Origin of the sequence: Rhizobium sp. CFBP 13644, from assembly GCF_014842165.1 — a bacterium.
GTDB lineage: Bacteria > Pseudomonadota > Alphaproteobacteria > Rhizobiales > Rhizobiaceae > Agrobacterium > Agrobacterium tumefaciens_C.
The window spans coordinates 96,780-113,242 of sequence record NZ_JACYVF010000002.1 but is presented as its reverse complement, the minus strand read 5'-3'; the positions used below and the strand labels follow the sequence as shown (position 1 = coordinate 113,242).

Genomic DNA, 16,463 nt, shown 5'->3' with positions numbered 1-16,463 from the left:
GGCGTGGTTGCATTATAATGCCTGGAATGGAAACGCGAAGTCTCAAGCCATACCTGTGATTTATGCCCGGAATGATGACGCCCACATGCGGATCGGTTTACCCTTTCGTCAGCCTTCACACGCCCGTCATCCGGCTACCCTTTATTGTTACAGACTAATCATCTAGCTTGAGCCTTGTGTTCCAATAGGAAATTAAAGAATGACGGACGTTGAATACCCGATCCTTGGCGAAATTCCCGGTCCCATTATCATGATCGGTTTCGGCTCTATCGGGCGCGGTACGCTTCCATTGATCGAGCGGCATTTCAAATTCGATCTCTCGCGCCTTGTCGTGATCGACCCCCGGGAAGACATTGCCGACCATCTGCAAAGCCGCAACATCCGCCATATCCGTGCACATCTGAGCCAAGAGAATTACAAGGATGTGCTGAAACCTCTGATCAAGAATGTCGAGGGACAGGGTTTCTGCGTCAATCTGTCGGTCGATGCCTCCTCCGTGGATCTGATGAAGCTGTGCCGCAAATATGGCATGCTCTATATCGACACCGTCGTTGAACCCTGGCCGGGCTTCTACTTCGACACGGATGTGGATAATGCCGCCCGCACCAACTATGCGCTGCGCCAGACCATGCTGAAGGAAAAGGCCCGGCGCCCCGGTGGCACCACGGCCGTTTCCACCTGCGGTGCAAACCCGGGAATGGTGTCGTGGTTCGTCAAGCAGGCGCTGGTCAATCTGGCAAATGACACGGGCCTGGAATTCGACGAGCCCGAAGCCCACGACCGTGAAGGCTGGGCAAAGCTGATGCAGACGCTGGGCGTCAAAGGTGTGCACATTGCCGAGCGAGACACACAGCGCGCAAAGGACCCCAAGCCCTTCAACACATTTTGGAACACATGGTCTGTCGAAGGCTTCATTGCTGAGGGCATGCAGCCTGCCGAACTGGGCTGGGGCAGCCACGAAAAATGGATGCCGAAAAACGCCAAAAAGCAAAAAAAGGGCAACAAGGCCGCGATCTTCCTCGATCAGCCCGGCGCTTCCACCCGCGTGCGCACATGGTGCCCGACACTCGGGCCCCAGTACGGCCTGCTGGTCACGCACAATGAAGCGATTTCGATCTCGGACTATTTCACGGTGCACGACAAGCGCGGCCATGTGGAGTTCCGCCCCACATGCCATTACGCCTACCATCCCTGCAATGATGCCGTGCTCTCGCTTTATGAAATGTTCGGCAATGGCGGCAATGCCCAGCCTGTGCAGCACGTGCTGACAGAAGCCGAACTGACCGATGGTTCAGACGAATTGGGTGTTCTGCTCTATGGTCACGAGAAGAATGCCTACTGGTACGGCTCGCGCCTGACGCTGGAAGAGGCGCGCAAGCTTGCTCCCAACCAGAATGCTACCGGTCTTCAGGTTTCCTCCGCCGTTCTCTCGGGCATGGTCTGGGCGCTGGAAAACCCTCAAGCGGGCATCGTGGAGGCCGATGAGGTAGACTATCGCCGTTGCCTCAATGTCCAGCGGCGCTATCTGGGGGCTGTGGAAGGTCACTACACGGACTGGACGCCCATCGATGGCAGGCCGGGCCTTTTCCCTGACGATATCGACACGAATGACCCCTGGCAGTTCCGCAATATTCTGGTGCGCAACTAGAAACCCCGCCCTACCTCAGGGCGCAGACTGGTGCTGGTTTGCAACGCTTGTCCTTTTGTGGAAGGCGTTGGGAACCAGCGCATGGAGGTGGTCGTTCGCTTGCAATATAGTCAACTTCCATACATGGTCTGATTGATAGATCGGGAAGAATCGCAGGAGACTTAAGACATGAATTTCAAGACAGGCGCAGCCTTGGTTCTGGCCGCAATGGCAGCCGCTTCATGTTCTCCGACAGGCCCATCCCCTCGCCCCATGCCACCCGTCGCGGCACAGGGTCCGGCTGTCGATGGTCGCTGGGTCGATAAGAACGGCATCGTTTCCACGTTCCAGGCGGGCGCATTCTCCACTCGCTCCACAGACACCAACACGCTGCTGGCGTCGGGAACCTATGTCACCCTGTCGCCAACACTTTATGAGATCAACATGACCTCGCTGGTGCGCAACACCCAGTCGCGCGTCAATTGCGCGCTCATCTCTCCGTCGCAGCTCAACTGCACGACAGATAGCAACAGCCAGTTTACGCTGACACGCCAGGGCTGATCCGCTTTCACCATTTCTCTTCGGCGTTGATTGAACGCGCGCGTAATGCGCGCGTTTTTATTTGCGCACACCTGTCACAATTCTGCTTGCGGCAGATGGCCCGAGATGAAAACATCATCGTTGAAAGACTGACACACTTTCACAATAGCTATGATGGCACGGACGAGCCCTTCAGCATTTCGCTTTCAACAGGAGAGATACGATGAACAGGATTTTGAGATTCAGCCTGATGACCGCATCGGTCGTCGCGCTTTCGGCGGGGGCAGCGCTGGCTGACTATCAGCTCAATATTCTCCACATCAACGATCTGCATTCGCGCATCGAGGCGATCAACAAGTCGGATTCGACCTGCTCCGCTGCGGAAGCTGGCAAGAACGAGTGCTTCGGCGGCATTGCCCGCGTCAAAAGCGCCATCGATGCCCGCCGCACCGAACTCGGCACCAATGCCAATGTGTTGGTGCTGGATGCTGGCGACCAGTTTCAGGGCTCCCTCTTCTACACCCGCTACAAGAGCGCGCCCATTGCCGAATTCATGAACGGTATCGGCTTCGATGCCATGGCTATCGGCAACCACGAATTCGATGACGGCCCGGCAGAGCTTCTGAAATTCATCAATGCGCTAAAATTCCCCATCATCTCCGGCAACACGAAAATCGCCGATGGCTCCGAACTGAAGGACAAGTTCAAGGGCTACGTCATCAAGGAGATGGGCGGCGAGAAGGTCGCTGTTGTTTCCGTTCTGGCAACCGACACCAACGAGACATCTTCGCCCGGCGACAAGGTCACCTTTGACGACGAGATCAGCTATCTCAAGGGTGCCGTCAAGGAAATCCAGGATCAGGGCGTCAACAAGATCGTCCTTCTGTCCCATGTCGGTTACGTCAAGGATCAGGAGATCGCCCGTTCTGTTGATGGTATCGACGTGATCGTCGGCGGCCACAGCCACACATTGCTCTCCAGCACCGACCCGAAGGCGGCTGGCCCCTACCCGACGCTGGTCAAGGACCCCGCCGGGATCGATGTTCCCATCGTCACGGCCTATGCCTATTCGAAATTCCTCGGCGACCTCACCGTTACCTTTGATGACAATGGCGTGGTCAAGTCCACCGCTGGCGCACCGAAGCTGCTCGACGCATCGGTCACGCCGGATGAAGGCTTTACCAAGCGCGTGGCAGAACTCGCCGCACCGCTGGAAGAGATGAAGCAGAAGGAAATCGGCGTTGCCGAAGCGGCCATCGACGGTTCCCGCGAAGTCTGCCGTGCCAAGGAATGCACCATGGGCAACCTGGTGTCCGACGCCCTGCTCGACCGCGTCAAGGATCAGGGCATCACGATTGCCATCCAGAACGGCGGCGGTCTGCGCGCCTCTATTGATGCCGGTCCAATCACCATGGGCGAAGTGCTGACGGTTCTCCCGTTCCAGAACTCCGTTGCCACCTTCCAGATCAAGGGTGTCGATCTTCTGGCCGCTCTTGAAAATGGCGCAGGCCAGATTGAAGAAGGCGCCGGTCGCTTCGTGCAAACCGCTGGCCTGAAATATTCCTTTGATCGCTCCAAGCCAGCTGGCAGCCGTATCGTCTCCGTCGAGGTCAAGGAAGGCGACGCCTTCGTCAAGCTCGACCCGGAAAAGACCTATGGCGTGGTGACCAACAACTATACCCGCACCGGCGGCGATGGCTTCAAGACCTTCGCAACCAAGGCCATCAACCCTTACGACTTCGGACCAAGCCTTGAAGATGCCGTCGCCGCCTATATCGGCGCGCACAGCCCCTACAAGCCTTACACCGATGGCCGCGTGATGGATGTCACCCCTGCCGACTATGTGGCTCCACCAAAGGAAGCCAAGCCTGCGACACCTGCACCGGCCACAACAGCCCAGGCCCCAGCAGCCACAACGCCTGCACCTGCCACCGCAACAGCGCCAGCCGCAACCGCTCCGGCACCGGCAGCAACCACAGCCGCGCCTGCCGCTATGGCGCCTGCTGCTGAAAAATATGTCGTGACGCGTGGCGATTCTCTCTGGAAGATCGCTGCCGAGAAATACGGCAATGGCACGGAGTGGAAGAAGATTGCCGAGGCCAATGCGCTGAAGCGTCCAAACCACATCGAGATTGGCGAAGAACTGACCGTTCCAGCCAACTGATCTGCCGACACGAAATTGAAGCCGGTCCGCGCTGCGGGCCGGCTTTTTATATGGGTCAGAAGATTACGCGTTGAAATGTCACGTCCTGAACTCAAGATTTCAATTCAGATTGTGATATCGATGCTTTACAAGATGATCCAACACCATGGTCCTGCCGTATGGCTGATCAAACAATGCAGGTTCAGGACGATTTCATGATCGCAGATAATTCCACGGTTCAGACAGCTCATTTCCCCGCAGACCACCCGAAGGTCGCCTTCGGCAAGGTCGGGGTGCTCCTCGTCAATCTCGGCACACCAGATGGCACGGATTACAAATCCATGCGCCGTTATCTGGCGGAATTTTTGAGCGACAAGCGCGTCATCGAATGGTCGCGCCTGTTCTGGTATCCCATTCTCTATGGCATCGTGCTGAACAAGCGCCCGCAAAAGGTGGGCAAGGCCTATGAGGAGATCTGGAACCACGAGCTGAACGAAAGCTACCTGCGCACCTATACCCGCAATCAGGGTGAGGCTTTGGCGAAGATGCTGACCGATCTGCCCAATGTCGTCGTCGATTGGGGCATGCGCTACGGCAAGCCGAGCATTGCCGAACGCATGGACGCGCTGAAGGCGCAAGGGTGTGAAAAAATCCTGCTGTTTCCGCTCTATCCGCAATTTGCGGCGGCAACGACTGCCACCGTCAACGACAAGGCCTTCGAATATCTGATGAAGCAGCGCTGGCAGCCAGCGCTTCGCACCGTTCCGCCCTATCACGACGACGACACCTATATCGATGCGCTGGCCAACTCCGTCAAAACCCATCTGGCGACGCTGGATTGGCAGCCGGAAAAGATCATTGCCTCCTTCCACGGCATTCCGCAATCCTACTTCAAGAAGGGCGATCCCTACCATTGCCAATGCATGAAGACGGGTCGCCTGCTGCGTGAAAAGCTGGGTCTGGACAAAGACCGCTTCATGATTACCTTCCAGTCCCGCTTCGGGCCGGAAGAGTGGCTGCAGCCCTATACCGACAAGACGGTGGAGCGGCTTGCCAAGGAAGGCGTCAAGCGCATTGCCGTGATGAATCCGGGCTTCGTTTCCGACTGTCTGGAAACGCTGGAAGAAATTGCAGGCGAAGCGGGCGAGATTTTCCACCACAATGGTGGCGAGAAGTTTTCCCACATTCCATGCCTGAATGACAGTTCTGAGGGTATGCGGGTTCTCGAGAAAGTTGTACGCAGGGAGTTGCAAGGTTGGGTTTGACCCAACCCTGAGCAATTCCGGACGCAAAACCGCGTTACACTTTTGCTGGAATTGCTCTACCTGACACCTGCCAGCACATGAGGAGATGGCGATGTTTGATCTGGGTGGTTTCGATATTGTCGTGATCGTCGTTGTGGGGCTCGTCATTCTCACGTTGTTTGCAGGCATCAAGACGGTGCCGCAGGGCTATCGCTACACGGTGGAGCGCTTCGGGCGCTACACCCGCACCATGGAACCCGGCCTCAACATCCTCACGCCCTATATCGAGCGCGTCGGCGCAAGGCTGAACGTGATGGAACAGGTGCTGGATATTCCCACACAGGAAGTCATCACCAAGGATAATGCCAGCGTCTCGGCAGATGCCGTCGCCTTCTATCAGGTGCTGAACGCCGCGCAGGCGGCCTATCAGATCACTGATCTGCAATCTGCCATCCAGAACCTCACCATGACCAATATCCGCTCGGTCATGGGCTCTATGGATCTCGATGAGCTTCTGTCCAACCGCGATGCCATCAATGACCGCCTGTTGCGCGTGGTGGATGAAGCCGTGGGCCCATGGGGCATCAAGGTCACCCGCATCGAAATCAAGGATATCGCGCCGCCCAAGGACCTCGTGGATTCCATGGCCCGGCAGATGAAGGCCGAGCGTGAGAAGCGCGCGCAGGTTCTGGAAGCCGAAGGCTCGCGCGCTGCGCAAATTCTGCGGGCAGAAGGCGCCAAGCAATCCGCCATTCTCGAGGCCGAAGGTCAGCGCGAAGCGGCCTTCCGTGACGCCGAAGCGCGTGAGCGTCTGGCAGAAGCCGAAGCCAATGCCACCCGCATGGTCTCGGAAGCCATCGCCGCTGGCGATATCCACGCCATCAACTACTTCATCGCCCAGAAATACACCGAAGCGATGACCGCCATCGGCACCGCCAAGAACTCCAAGATCGTGCTGATGCCGATGGAGGCCTCCGCGCTGATCGGCTCTCTCGGCGGCATCGGCGCCATCGCCAAGGAAGTGTTCGGCCGCGACAGCAATGCACAGGCTACGCCCGATACAGCCGCCTCGCCCAAACAGCGCAGCTCCGTTCCATCAACGTCCAGCCGCCCGGCTGCCCAGACCATCAACGTGACCATCCCCAACAACCCGTTCGGCCCTTCCACGGAGCGTTGAGATGATAGCCAGGCTCGTGACCGATCTTGGCCCGTGGAGTTGGTGGATACTCGCCGCCCTCCTGCTGGCCGCCGAACTCGTCGCCCCCGGCGTGTTCCTCATCTGGATCGGCGCCGCCGCGCTCGTCATCGGCGCGGTGTCGCTGGCGCTCTGGGATACGGCTCTGTGGAGCTGGCATGTTCAACTGCTGCTGTTTGCCCTGCTCTCCATCGCCTTCGCGCTCCTTGGACGCCGCTATTACGGCCGCAACCACGCCAAAACCGACGAGCCCTTCCTCAACCAGCGCGAAGCCAGCCTCGTAGGCCGCACCGCAACCCTGCAGGAACCCATCGCCGAAAGCCGAGGCCGCATCCGGCTGGATGACACCTGGTGGCCCGTCCAAGGCACCGACCTCCCCGCCGGCACCCGCGTGCGCATAGCGTCCGCCCACGGGCGGACATTGGTGGTGGAGAAGATCGAGAGCTAAGCTTCAGCCAGCCACAGCCCCATCATCCGTTGGCCGTCCACAGCCTGATTCATAGAAAATTCCTCATAAAGGCTGGCCTTATATATAAAATATAGTATTTTGCTTCGCTTATATTAGCAGCATCTATGGCTGCAGATAGGGGAGTAAAGTAAAGCCATATGAGGACAGTCAACGTTTACGCGGCGCCCATTGCTGGAAAATTTGGCCAAAGCACCGAGAATTTTGGTGACAATCTGATGCATTTCATGCTGCCCGAGATATTTGGCGTCGATGTCAAATATGTTGGACATTCTCAAGCCGATCTCATCGGAATTGGAAGCATTATCGATGCCTATTGGCGCAAGCGGCGCAGGCCATATTTCTGGCAAAGACGTCCCTGGAGGGAACTTGCCGTTTGGGGAAGCGGGTTCATGTCCTCGGATTCCGCCGATGAATGGCCCCAAAGACTTCGCTACCACGCTGTGCGAGGCCCATTGTCTGCCGCACGGGTGCCAAATGGCGATGCATTGGCTTTAGGTGACCCGGCCATATTGCTACCCAAAATCTGGGCCGGCCCGAAAGATAAAACATGCAAAGTGCTGGTGGTGCCCCATTTCGCGACCCACCAAAAATTCACGTCGACATTCGAAAATGATCTTCCAAAGAACTGGAAAGTTCTTGATCTGCGCAGTGATCCCAAGGACGTCTGTGAGCAGATCGCGGGAAGCGAATTCGTAGTCACCAGCAGCCTGCATGGTCTGATCGTGTCAGACGCCTATGGCGTACCATCCTGCCGCATTTTCCCCACCGGCAAGATCAAGGGCGATGGCTTCAAGTTCAAGGACTACGAAGCACAAAGAGGGAAAAAATTCTCCGGCCCATTTTTGTTTCAAAATGTACTGGCTGGAGAGATTGACATGCACTCGTCAGAGTTCGCCCCTGCCGTACCGTCAGACGAAGTGCTGGAACGCCTGATCGCGTCTTTTCCTTTCCGTTGAAGACAATCAAAAGTTACGCAACACCTAAAAGCCCTGACGTGCCGGGCATTTCGGTGATCGTAGTGTCCTGCAAGTTCAAACAATAGATCAATCCTATAATAACGATCGCCATAGTTTAAATCATAGTCTAGCCCAATAAAGGTTCGAATATTTTAATTTAGCACTTGCTATTTAAGTGAGCTGCAACGCTTCCTGCATTGCGCCAATCCGGCGCATGAAGGATCATTTCATGAAAATTCTTTCTGTTGCCATTCTTGCACTTCTGTCGTTCGGAAGCATTGCAAACGCGGCTTGTAACTATGCCAGCGATAGGGCCAGCGACGGCTCGCGCTGCGGCGGTCGTGCTGCGTCAGAAAGACCTGGTGGCAGATAGTCGCCTAAATACGCTTACCACCATTTGCAGCCGTCCGGTTAACACTGGGCGGCTGCTTTCATTGAGGCGTTCGAAAGCAATCTGAGTGCCTACGACGGATGCAGGGGCAGCCAAGATCGAATCGGCCCGCGCAACCCCGCCCCGAGCAAGTATCATCCAATATCGGGAATTTCGCCGTGCTGGTAGATAATCACCGGAGGGCCGTATTCGCCCATGTCGGGGTCTGCATCGCGCGCCCAGGCCAGAACGCCGTCATACTGGCTTGAGAGGGCCTTGCCCTCACGCACGGCGCGCTCTTCCGTTGGCATTTGCCTTGGCTCGAATGCCTCGACCATGTTGCCCTCGTCGTCGGCCTTGTAGGCGGCGAGAACGATCAGTTTGATTTTAGCCATGGCTGTATTCCTTGTGCGGATAGAGGCCACCTATACCACAGGTAAAAAGCAAGGGTGATGATTGTGTCAGGCCTGCAGGTTTAATGCTGGTGCAAACGCTCCAACTCGGGTGCGCACGCACCAAAACCAAAAAAGGCTTTCGGTTTCCCGAAAGCCTTTTTGAAACTGGATGGTGGGCGTGACAGGGATTGAACCTGTGACCCCTACGATGTCAACGTAGTGCTCTCCCGCTGAGCTACACGCCCTCCGTTGCGGCGCATAAATCACGAAACTGGATGAAGCGTCAACTGCTTTTTTTCAGTTTTGTGAAAGGTTTATGCGAAGCCTTATGCCACAAGGAGTTTGTTCACTTCGTCGACGAGGTCGCGAAGGTGAAATGGCTTGGAAAGGACCTTTGCGTCCTTCGGTGCTTTCGAATCAGCGTTGAGCGCAACGGCTGCAAAACCGGTGATGAACATGACCTTGAGGTCAGGGTCGAGTTCGGTTGCGCGGCGGGCAAGCTCGATCCCGTCCATTTCCGGCATCACGATGTCGGTGAGCAGAAGCGAGAAAGGCTCCTCACGAAGCCGGTCATAGGCGCTTGCGCCGTTATCGAAGGAGGAAACCTTGTAACCGGCTTTCTCAAGCGCCTTCACGAGAAAGCGGCGCATATCATTGTCATCTTCTGCGAGAAGAATTTTCTGTACCATTTAAATGACCGTAGCTTCTGGATTTCTGGGAATACCTTACCCTGATCATACCGCATGTTCAGTAAATATGATGTGAACGGCAGAATCGTGGCTTGGACGACTGATGCACAGTATGGACTTGCTCTGCCTTAACTGGCAACATGAAGCTTCTGGCAGAATTATGACATGGTAAACGGGGCGGAATGGACTGGGTAACGGGCGAGTACGAACTCTTCGAAGTGCACGAACCGGCCGTTCACAGCATTCCGTTTGTATTCAACTCTCCTCATAGCGGCCGCTGCTACCCCATTTCCTTCCTCGAATCATCCCGCCTCGATGCTTATGAGATCCGCCGCTCGGAAGATCATTTCGTCGATGAGCTGTTTTCAGGCGCGGTCGATCTTGGCGCGCCGATGCTCAAGGCCAATTTTCCCCGTGCTTTTCTGGACGTGAACCGCGAGCCCTATGAGCTTGATCCGCGCATGTTCGATGGCCCGCTCCCATCCTACGCCAATATCGGCTCCATGCGGGTGGCAGGCGGGCTTGGCACGGTGCCACGCATCGTGGCAGAGAACATGGATATCTATGCGCGCCGCCTCACCGTCGATGAGGGCATTGAGCGCATCGAGAGCATCTACAAGCCCTATCACGCCTGCCTGCGAAAGCTGGTTTCGCGCACCCATGCCAATTTCGGCATGGCGGTGCTGATCGATTGCCATTCGATGCCCGGTAATATCCGCCTTGCCAATTCCAATGTCCGCCCAGATATCATCATCGGCGACCGCTTCGGCACCAGCGCATCTGCAGAAATCTCCCGCGCCGCCCTCTATGTTCTGGAAGAGCTTGGCTTCACCGCCGTGTGCAACAAGCCCTATGCTGGCGGCTTCATCACCGAACATTACGGACGCCCCGTCCGCTCACTGCATGCCCTGCAGATCGAGGTTAGCCGGTCGCTTTATGTGGACGAGAAGACTCTTATGAAAACACCGGACTTCTTCGCGGTACAAGCGGCGCTCGATAGCTTCATGCGCCAGATGGCGATGTTCGTATCCGAATACGCCATCGACATGGCATTTGCCGCCGAATAGGCCGCAGCCCAACCCTCCAACGTTGACCACCGCCGTGACACGGCCAAAAAAAACCGCGCCTTGGCGCGGTCAAGTCTAGGGAGGAAACACCCAAGGAGGGTATTTACAGTCAAAGACTGTGAGAAGACACTAGCAAGAACTGCACAATTGTCAAGCATATTTTGATTTGCTTATATTTTGTGCTGATTTTTGCTGCTTTGCCATTATTTTAGGCCGCAACGCACAAGACGCGTGCACAGCATGGCTTCAACCCCATGTGGACGAAGCGGCCTTGCCGGGTTATGCAATGAGCCAATTGCTCCCATTGCCGAGGAAAATGATGCTGCCAGATCGCGACTTCTTCTTTCGTCTTGCCGATGCCGCCAAGGCCGAGACCCTGCCCCGGTTTCGCACCGGCATCGCCGTTGCCAACAAGCAGGATGGCGGCTACGATCCGGTGACAGAGGGCGATCAGGCAGCCGAAACGGCGATCCGCAGCCTGATCACCGAGCATTTCCCCGACCACGGCATTCTGGGCGAAGAACATGGCAGCGTCGGCACGGACCGGGAGCATGTCTGGGTCATAGACCCCATCGATGGCACCCGCGCCTTCATTTCGGGCCTGCCCGTCTGGGGAACATTGATCGGCTTTCAATCGTCAGGTCGCGCCGTCATGGGCGTCATGGATCAGCCCTTCACCGGCGAACGGTATTTTGCCGATGGCGAAAACGCATGGTACTTCGGCCCCGGCGGCGACAGGCAGATCAAGACACGCAATTGCCAATCCCTCTCGGACGCCATCCTCTTCACCACATCGCCGCATATCTTCACACCGGATGAAGCAAGGCTTTACGGCGCGGTGGAAGAAAAGGTCCGCCTGTTCCGCTATGGTGTGGATTGCTACGCCTACGCTCTACTGGCCGGCGGCCATGTCGATCTCGTCATTGAATCGGGCCTGAAACCCTACGATGTCGGCGCGCTCATTCCCATCATCGAGCAGGCTGGCGGCATCATTACCAATTGGGATGGCGGAAGGCCGGAAGCCGCGGGCCGCATCATCGCCGCCGGAAGCAAGGCAGTGCACGAACAGGCGCTGGCACTGCTGGCTGGCGCCTGAGGCTGACAACACCCCTCATCCGCAGTTGATGCGATGCGCGCAAGAGTTGCCTTTTGCGCATCGCCGCTGAACATTTCCACATGGCAATCGCAAATCTGCGCTCCAGTATAAAAGGGAATTGACAGAGCTGTTAACCTTTGATTAACCATACTACGGCACTCTAACGTTGTAATCTTTCATCATAATGTACTTAAAAGGGCGAGGATCGCTATGGCATATGACTGGAGTGGGAATACCGTTAAAGAAAAACGCGAAAACTGGACTGTGTTCGTCATCGTCACCATCCTCGCGCTTTTGCTGATTGCCGCCATCGCACCACTGGGCACCACGCATGTGGCTGCACCGCAGCTGGTCGAGTCCACTGCCAAAGCCGTCAAATCGACGCCGCTGAAACTCTAACCTTTTCCTACCACAACAAACATCGTTGGTTTGCCGTCAGCGACATCGCGTTTCCGGGGAGAGACGCGGAGCCTGACAGCCGTGTCGAACACATGCCCGGCCAGATATCCACGGCGAAAGCCTGCAATGTCGCAAACCTGTAATGTTGTAACTCTAGGTTAGAACGGCTCCAGACTAGGGGCGCGTTTTAACAAAGAGGCTAACCGATGAACGAGCACTGTCCCCAGAAGATATTCCCGACTACCCAGCTAGAAGACGCAGATGGTGACGGCCACAACGCAAGTGCCAACCCCACAATGGGCGAAATCATCAGCCAGCGCTTCTCACGTCGCAATTTTCTGCAGGGCTCGCTTGCCGTTTCGGCCATTGCCGCGACCATCAGCCCTGTCGCCCTGATCACCGCCGATGAAGCCCGCGCCCAGAGCAAGGGCGGCTCCGCCTTCAACTTCACCGAGGTGGAAGCTGGCGTCGATGCCACCCACCACGTGGCTGAAGGCTATGACGCCGATATCCTGCTGCGCTGGGGCGATGCGGTGCTGCCAGGCGCGCCCGAATTCGATCCGACCAAGCAGACCGCTGAGGCTCAGAGCAAGCAGTTTGGCTACAATAACGACTATGTCGGCTTCATTCCGCTCGACGGGTCGAGCGAGCACGGCCTGCTCGTCGTCAATCACGAATACACCAACCCTCATTTGATGTTCCCGGGCCTCGTCAAGGTCGTGGATGGCAAGATCAAGCAGGGCGCGCTCAGCAAGGAGCAGGTGGATGTCGAAATGGCAGCCCATGGCGGCACCATCGTCGAAATCCGCAAGGTCGATGGCAAGTGGAAGGTCGTGACTGACGGTAAGTACAACCGCCGCATCACCACCAACACGCCTATGGAAATCACCGGCCCTGCCGCAGGCCATGATCGCCTGAAAACATCGGCAGACGCCACAGGCACCCGCGCCATCGGCACCCTGAACAACTGTGCCGGCGGCGTAACGCCCTGGGGCACATACATCATGGCGGAAGAAAACTTCCACGGCTACTTCTCCGGCAAACTGCCTGAAGGCCACAAGGAAGCCGCCAACTACAAGCGTTATGGCGTGCCAGAGGGCGGCTATGAGTGGGGCAATTTCTACGACCGCTTCGATCTTTCGAAAGAGCCGAACGAGCCGAACCGCTTCGGCTGGATTGTCGAAGTCGATGCCATGGACCCAACGTCTACGCCGAAAAAGCGCACCTCACTCGGTCGCACAAAGCATGAGGGTGCCGAATCGATCGTTGCCAAGAACGGCAAGGTCGTCTTCTATCTCGGTGATGACGAACGCTTCGACTATGTCTACAAGTTCGTGACCGAAGGTACGTTCAACGCAAACGACCGTGCGGCCAACATGAACCTGCTGGACAAGGGCACACTGCACGTCGCCAAGTTCAACGAAGACGGCACCATGCAATGGCTGCCACTGATCCACGGTCAGGGCCCCCTCACCGCTGAAAACGGTTTCGCCAGCCAGGCAGATGTTCTGATCGAATGCCGCCGTGCAGGTGACGTTCTGGGCGCCACCAAGATGGACCGCCCCGAAGACGTTCAGCCGAATGGCGTCAACGGCAAGGTCTACGTCATGTTGACCAACAACACCAAGCGCAAGGCAGATCAGGTCAATGCGGCCAACCCGCGCGCAGAAAACGCCTTTGGCCACATTATCGAGATTGCCGAAAACGACGGCGATTTCACTGCTACCTTCGGCAAGTGGGAAGTGCTGCTGAAGTGCGGCGATCCTTCCGTTGCAGCTGTTGGTGCTACCTTCTCCACCGAGACCACCAAGAATGGCTGGTTCGGCATGCCGGACAATTGTGCAGTCGATGCTGCCGGTCGTCTCTGGGTCTCGACAGACGGCAACAACAACAAGCAGACAGGCCGCACCGACGGTCTCTGGGCAGTCGATACGGAAGGCGAAGCCCGCGCCACCTCAAAGCTGTTCTTCCGCGTCCCCGTTGGCGCTGAAATGTGCGGCCCGCTCTTCACCCCCGATGATGAAACCGCCTTCGTGGCTGTTCAGCATCCGGGTGATGGCGGCGAAGACTGGTCGGGCCATGGCCGCCCATCCTATTACGAAGACCTTTCCACGCGCTGGCCGGATTTCAAGGACAACATGCCGGTTCGCCCGGCAGTCGTTGCGATCACCAAGGCCGGTGGCGGCAAGATCGCCGTCTGACGACACCGGCAGCGGAGTGAAAGCTCAACTGCGAGAACAATAAAGGCCGGGGCGATACCATCGCCCCGGCCTCTTCAATTGCATCGGAGGAAAACAGCCTGCCGCCGTAAACCCTTTAGGTTTTGATCAGGTCCAGATGCACGACGCGCGGTTCCAGAACCTGCATGATGGCATCGGAGCGGCCAATATACACGATGGCGGTGTCCTTCATCCCCGCCAGCACCGCTGTCAGCCGGTCCACGGTTTCGGTCTCCAGACCTTCGAGAAGATCATCGATAAACAGCCAGCGCGGCTTCAGCATCAGCGCATTGGCAACGCGCACGCAGGCCTGCTCGTCTGAATCGAATGTCTTGTCCCAGCGCACATGATCGCCCATACGCGGAATGATGTGGCTGAGCCCACATTTTTCCATGGCATCCAGAAACTCCTGTTCCTGAAATTTCTGCGGGCTGCGCGGATAGCAGAGTATCTCGCGCAAGGGAGCGGCGGGCAGATAGCCGTGCTGGGCAATGAACAGCGATTCCTCACGCGGCGGCATGGTGATGGTGCCGCGCCCCCATGGCCACAGACCGGCAAGGGCAGCAAAGAACAGGCGCCGGTTGACGCCCTGATCGCCGTTCACAATCAACCGGTCTCCGACATTGATTTCGACAGGCGCTTCGCGCAGACGGAAAACGCGCGACAGATCCAGCCCACCGGCCTCCGGCGAGATTTCAACCGATGTCAGCCGCACCGGGCCTGTCGTGGTCCGCTCGATTTCGATGGCATTGCCATGGCGCTCCACGCTGTCCATCTGGATCAAGGCATTGCGAAACACCGATACGCGCTGCAAATTGGCCTTCCAGGAGGCGATGGGGCCGAAATTGTCGATGTACCAGCGCAGGGCGACATTGACCTGGTTGAAGGCACCCACGGCCATCATCAAGCCACCAAAGCTCAGGTTTCCGGAAAAATAGACCGGTGCGGCAATCAGGATCGGCGCGACGACGGCAAGCCAGCCATATCCCGAGGAAACCCATGTCAGGTGGGTCAGCGCCATGGCCAGCCCCCGAATGACCGCCAGCACGGCATTGATGTCTTCACCGATGCGGTGACGCTCGTTCTTTTCGCCGCGCGCAAGCGTGATCGCGGTGACGTTTTCGCTGGCCCGCATCAGCGAGAAGCGCAATTCCGCTTCCTTGGAGTAGCGTTCCGCATTCAGCGGCACCAGCCGGTAGCCCACAAGGTTGCTGAGAAACGACGCAGAGCCCGCATAGATCAGCGCTGCCCACACCATGTAGCCCGGAATTTCCACCATCTTGCCGCCAATATCGATGGCAAAGCCAGCCGACAGACCCCAGAGCACGCCGATGAAGCTGACGAGAATGATGGTGGCATTGACCAGCCCGATGGCAAGTGCGGTGCTGCTTTCAGCCAGATTGCGCACATCGTCATGCAGCCGCTGATCCGGGTTAACGGCAATCGCACCGAAGCCGGCAAGCCTTGCTGCGCGGCCGGGCTTGAACCATTGGTCCACCATGTCCTTTGCAAGGCCCTCGCGCATATTCAGCGCCGTCGTCTGGTTCAACCACGTCTGGAAGACGTTGAGCAGCAAGAGTGTTCCGGCAATGACGGCGAAGACTTTCAGCTCGCTCAGAAACGCGGCAAGATCGCGTCGCTCCAGCGCGTTGTAGAACGGTGCGTTCCACTGGTTCAGCTTCACCTGACCATAAGCTGTTACCAGAATGACGGTCAGCAGGGCCGCCATCAAAAAAATAAGCCTGCCGCGCACCGGAGAGGTCCAGAAAGCACTGCCCATCATCTTCAATTGCGATTTGAAATCCAGATCGAACGAGGGTGGGACCACGGTTTCGGTGGAAGGATTACCTTGCGCCATCAGTACCTTGCCATTTCCATGATTTTGTAAATTGTGGGACTTTTGTTAGGCCGTCGAATATCATTGCATGTGATGACAGCAATAGCATGACGGCAAAGCTTGTCCACTTCCCAACAAACACTGGAAAAGCGCTGAGGTGCCGCAATGCGTGACGGCGGGCAAAACGTCCTTGCTTTATTTGCGTGCATTGCACAAA

At 57.0% G+C, this 16,463-nt stretch carries 14 protein-coding genes and 1 tRNA gene; 11 read left to right on the top strand and 4 right to left on the bottom strand.

The window, feature by feature from the left end; translation table 11 throughout:
* The first annotated feature begins 199 nt into the window (after nucleotides 1-199).
* The 7 genes from IFT53_RS05595 to IFT53_RS05565 all read left to right on the top strand — a co-directional run bounded on the left by IFT53_RS05595 (nucleotide 200) and on the right by IFT53_RS05565 (nucleotide 8,174).
* Nucleotides 200-1,648, top strand: a complete 1,449-nt coding sequence (locus tag IFT53_RS05595; protein WP_192067144.1) for a homospermidine synthase — start codon at nucleotides 200-202, stop codon at nucleotides 1,646-1,648.
* A gap of 168 nt (nucleotides 1,649-1,816) precedes the next feature.
* Nucleotides 1,817-2,188 carry an outer membrane lipoprotein Omp10 gene (gene omp10, locus IFT53_RS05590; protein ID WP_042617592.1) on the top strand — a complete coding sequence of 124 codons (372 nt, stop codon included), beginning with the start codon at nucleotides 1,817-1,819 and terminating at the stop codon, nucleotides 2,186-2,188.
* A 202-nt stretch (nucleotides 2,189-2,390) separates the two neighbouring features.
* A complete protein-coding gene (locus IFT53_RS05585) occupies nucleotides 2,391-4,331 on the top strand; it encodes a 5'-nucleotidase C-terminal domain-containing protein (protein ID WP_192067142.1) in 1,941 nt (646 codons plus the stop codon).
* 194 nt (nucleotides 4,332-4,525) lie between these two features.
* Nucleotides 4,526-5,575 (top strand): ferrochelatase, encoded by a 1,050-nt coding sequence (hemH, locus tag IFT53_RS05580; protein WP_192067197.1) that lies wholly within the window; start codon nucleotides 4,526-4,528, stop codon nucleotides 5,573-5,575.
* A gap of 91 nt (nucleotides 5,576-5,666) precedes the next feature.
* Entirely contained in the window at nucleotides 5,667-6,731 is a 1,065-nt protein-coding gene (locus IFT53_RS05575; RefSeq protein WP_192067140.1) for an SPFH domain-containing protein, read from the top strand.
* Between the two features lies 1 nt (nucleotide 6,732).
* Entirely contained in the window at nucleotides 6,733-7,197 is a 465-nt protein-coding gene (locus IFT53_RS05570; protein WP_192067139.1) for an NfeD family protein, read from the top strand.
* Between the two features lie 236 nt (nucleotides 7,198-7,433).
* Nucleotides 7,434-8,174 (top strand): polysaccharide pyruvyl transferase family protein, encoded by a 741-nt coding sequence (locus tag IFT53_RS05565; protein ID WP_192067137.1) that lies wholly within the window; start codon nucleotides 7,434-7,436, stop codon nucleotides 8,172-8,174.
* A 525-nt stretch (nucleotides 8,175-8,699) separates the two neighbouring features.
* On the opposite strand, the gene IFT53_RS05560 is transcribed toward IFT53_RS05565, so the two are convergent.
* From IFT53_RS05560 to cpdR, 3 genes are all read right to left on the bottom strand, one after another.
* Entirely contained in the window at nucleotides 8,700-8,939 is a 240-nt protein-coding gene (locus IFT53_RS05560; protein WP_192067135.1) for a hypothetical protein, read from the bottom strand.
* Between the two features lie 170 nt (nucleotides 8,940-9,109).
* Nucleotides 9,110-9,184 (bottom strand) — tRNA-Val (locus IFT53_RS05555).
* A gap of 81 nt (nucleotides 9,185-9,265) precedes the next feature.
* Complete coding sequence (cpdR, locus tag IFT53_RS05550) at nucleotides 9,266-9,628, bottom strand: cell cycle two-component system response regulator CpdR (protein ID WP_027675545.1); 363 nt, start codon at nucleotides 9,626-9,628, stop codon at nucleotides 9,266-9,268.
* A gap of 182 nt (nucleotides 9,629-9,810) precedes the next feature.
* Here cpdR and IFT53_RS05545 point away from each other — a divergent pair, with 182 nt between their 5' ends.
* From IFT53_RS05545 to IFT53_RS05530, 4 genes are all read left to right on the top strand, one after another.
* A complete protein-coding gene (locus IFT53_RS05545) occupies nucleotides 9,811-10,695 on the top strand; it encodes an N-formylglutamate amidohydrolase (RefSeq protein WP_192067133.1) in 885 nt (294 codons plus the stop codon).
* A 319-nt stretch (nucleotides 10,696-11,014) separates the two neighbouring features.
* Nucleotides 11,015-11,791, top strand: coding sequence for a histidinol-phosphatase (gene hisN / locus IFT53_RS05540; RefSeq protein ID WP_192067196.1), 777 nt, complete (start codon nucleotides 11,015-11,017; stop codon nucleotides 11,789-11,791).
* A gap of 210 nt (nucleotides 11,792-12,001) precedes the next feature.
* Nucleotides 12,002-12,190, top strand: a complete 189-nt coding sequence (locus tag IFT53_RS05535) for a hypothetical protein (protein WP_192067131.1) — start codon at nucleotides 12,002-12,004, stop codon at nucleotides 12,188-12,190.
* A 206-nt stretch (nucleotides 12,191-12,396) separates the two neighbouring features.
* Complete coding sequence (locus IFT53_RS05530; protein WP_192067129.1) at nucleotides 12,397-14,391, top strand: PhoX family protein; 1,995 nt, start codon at nucleotides 12,397-12,399, stop codon at nucleotides 14,389-14,391.
* Nucleotides 14,392-14,506: 115 nt separating this feature from the next.
* On the opposite strand, the gene IFT53_RS05525 is transcribed toward IFT53_RS05530, so the two are convergent.
* Nucleotides 14,507-16,267 carry an ABC transporter ATP-binding protein/permease gene (locus IFT53_RS05525; RefSeq protein WP_192067127.1) on the bottom strand — a complete coding sequence of 587 codons (1,761 nt, stop codon included), beginning with the start codon at nucleotides 16,265-16,267 and terminating at the stop codon, nucleotides 14,507-14,509.
* Nucleotides 16,268-16,463: the final 196 nt, after the last annotated feature.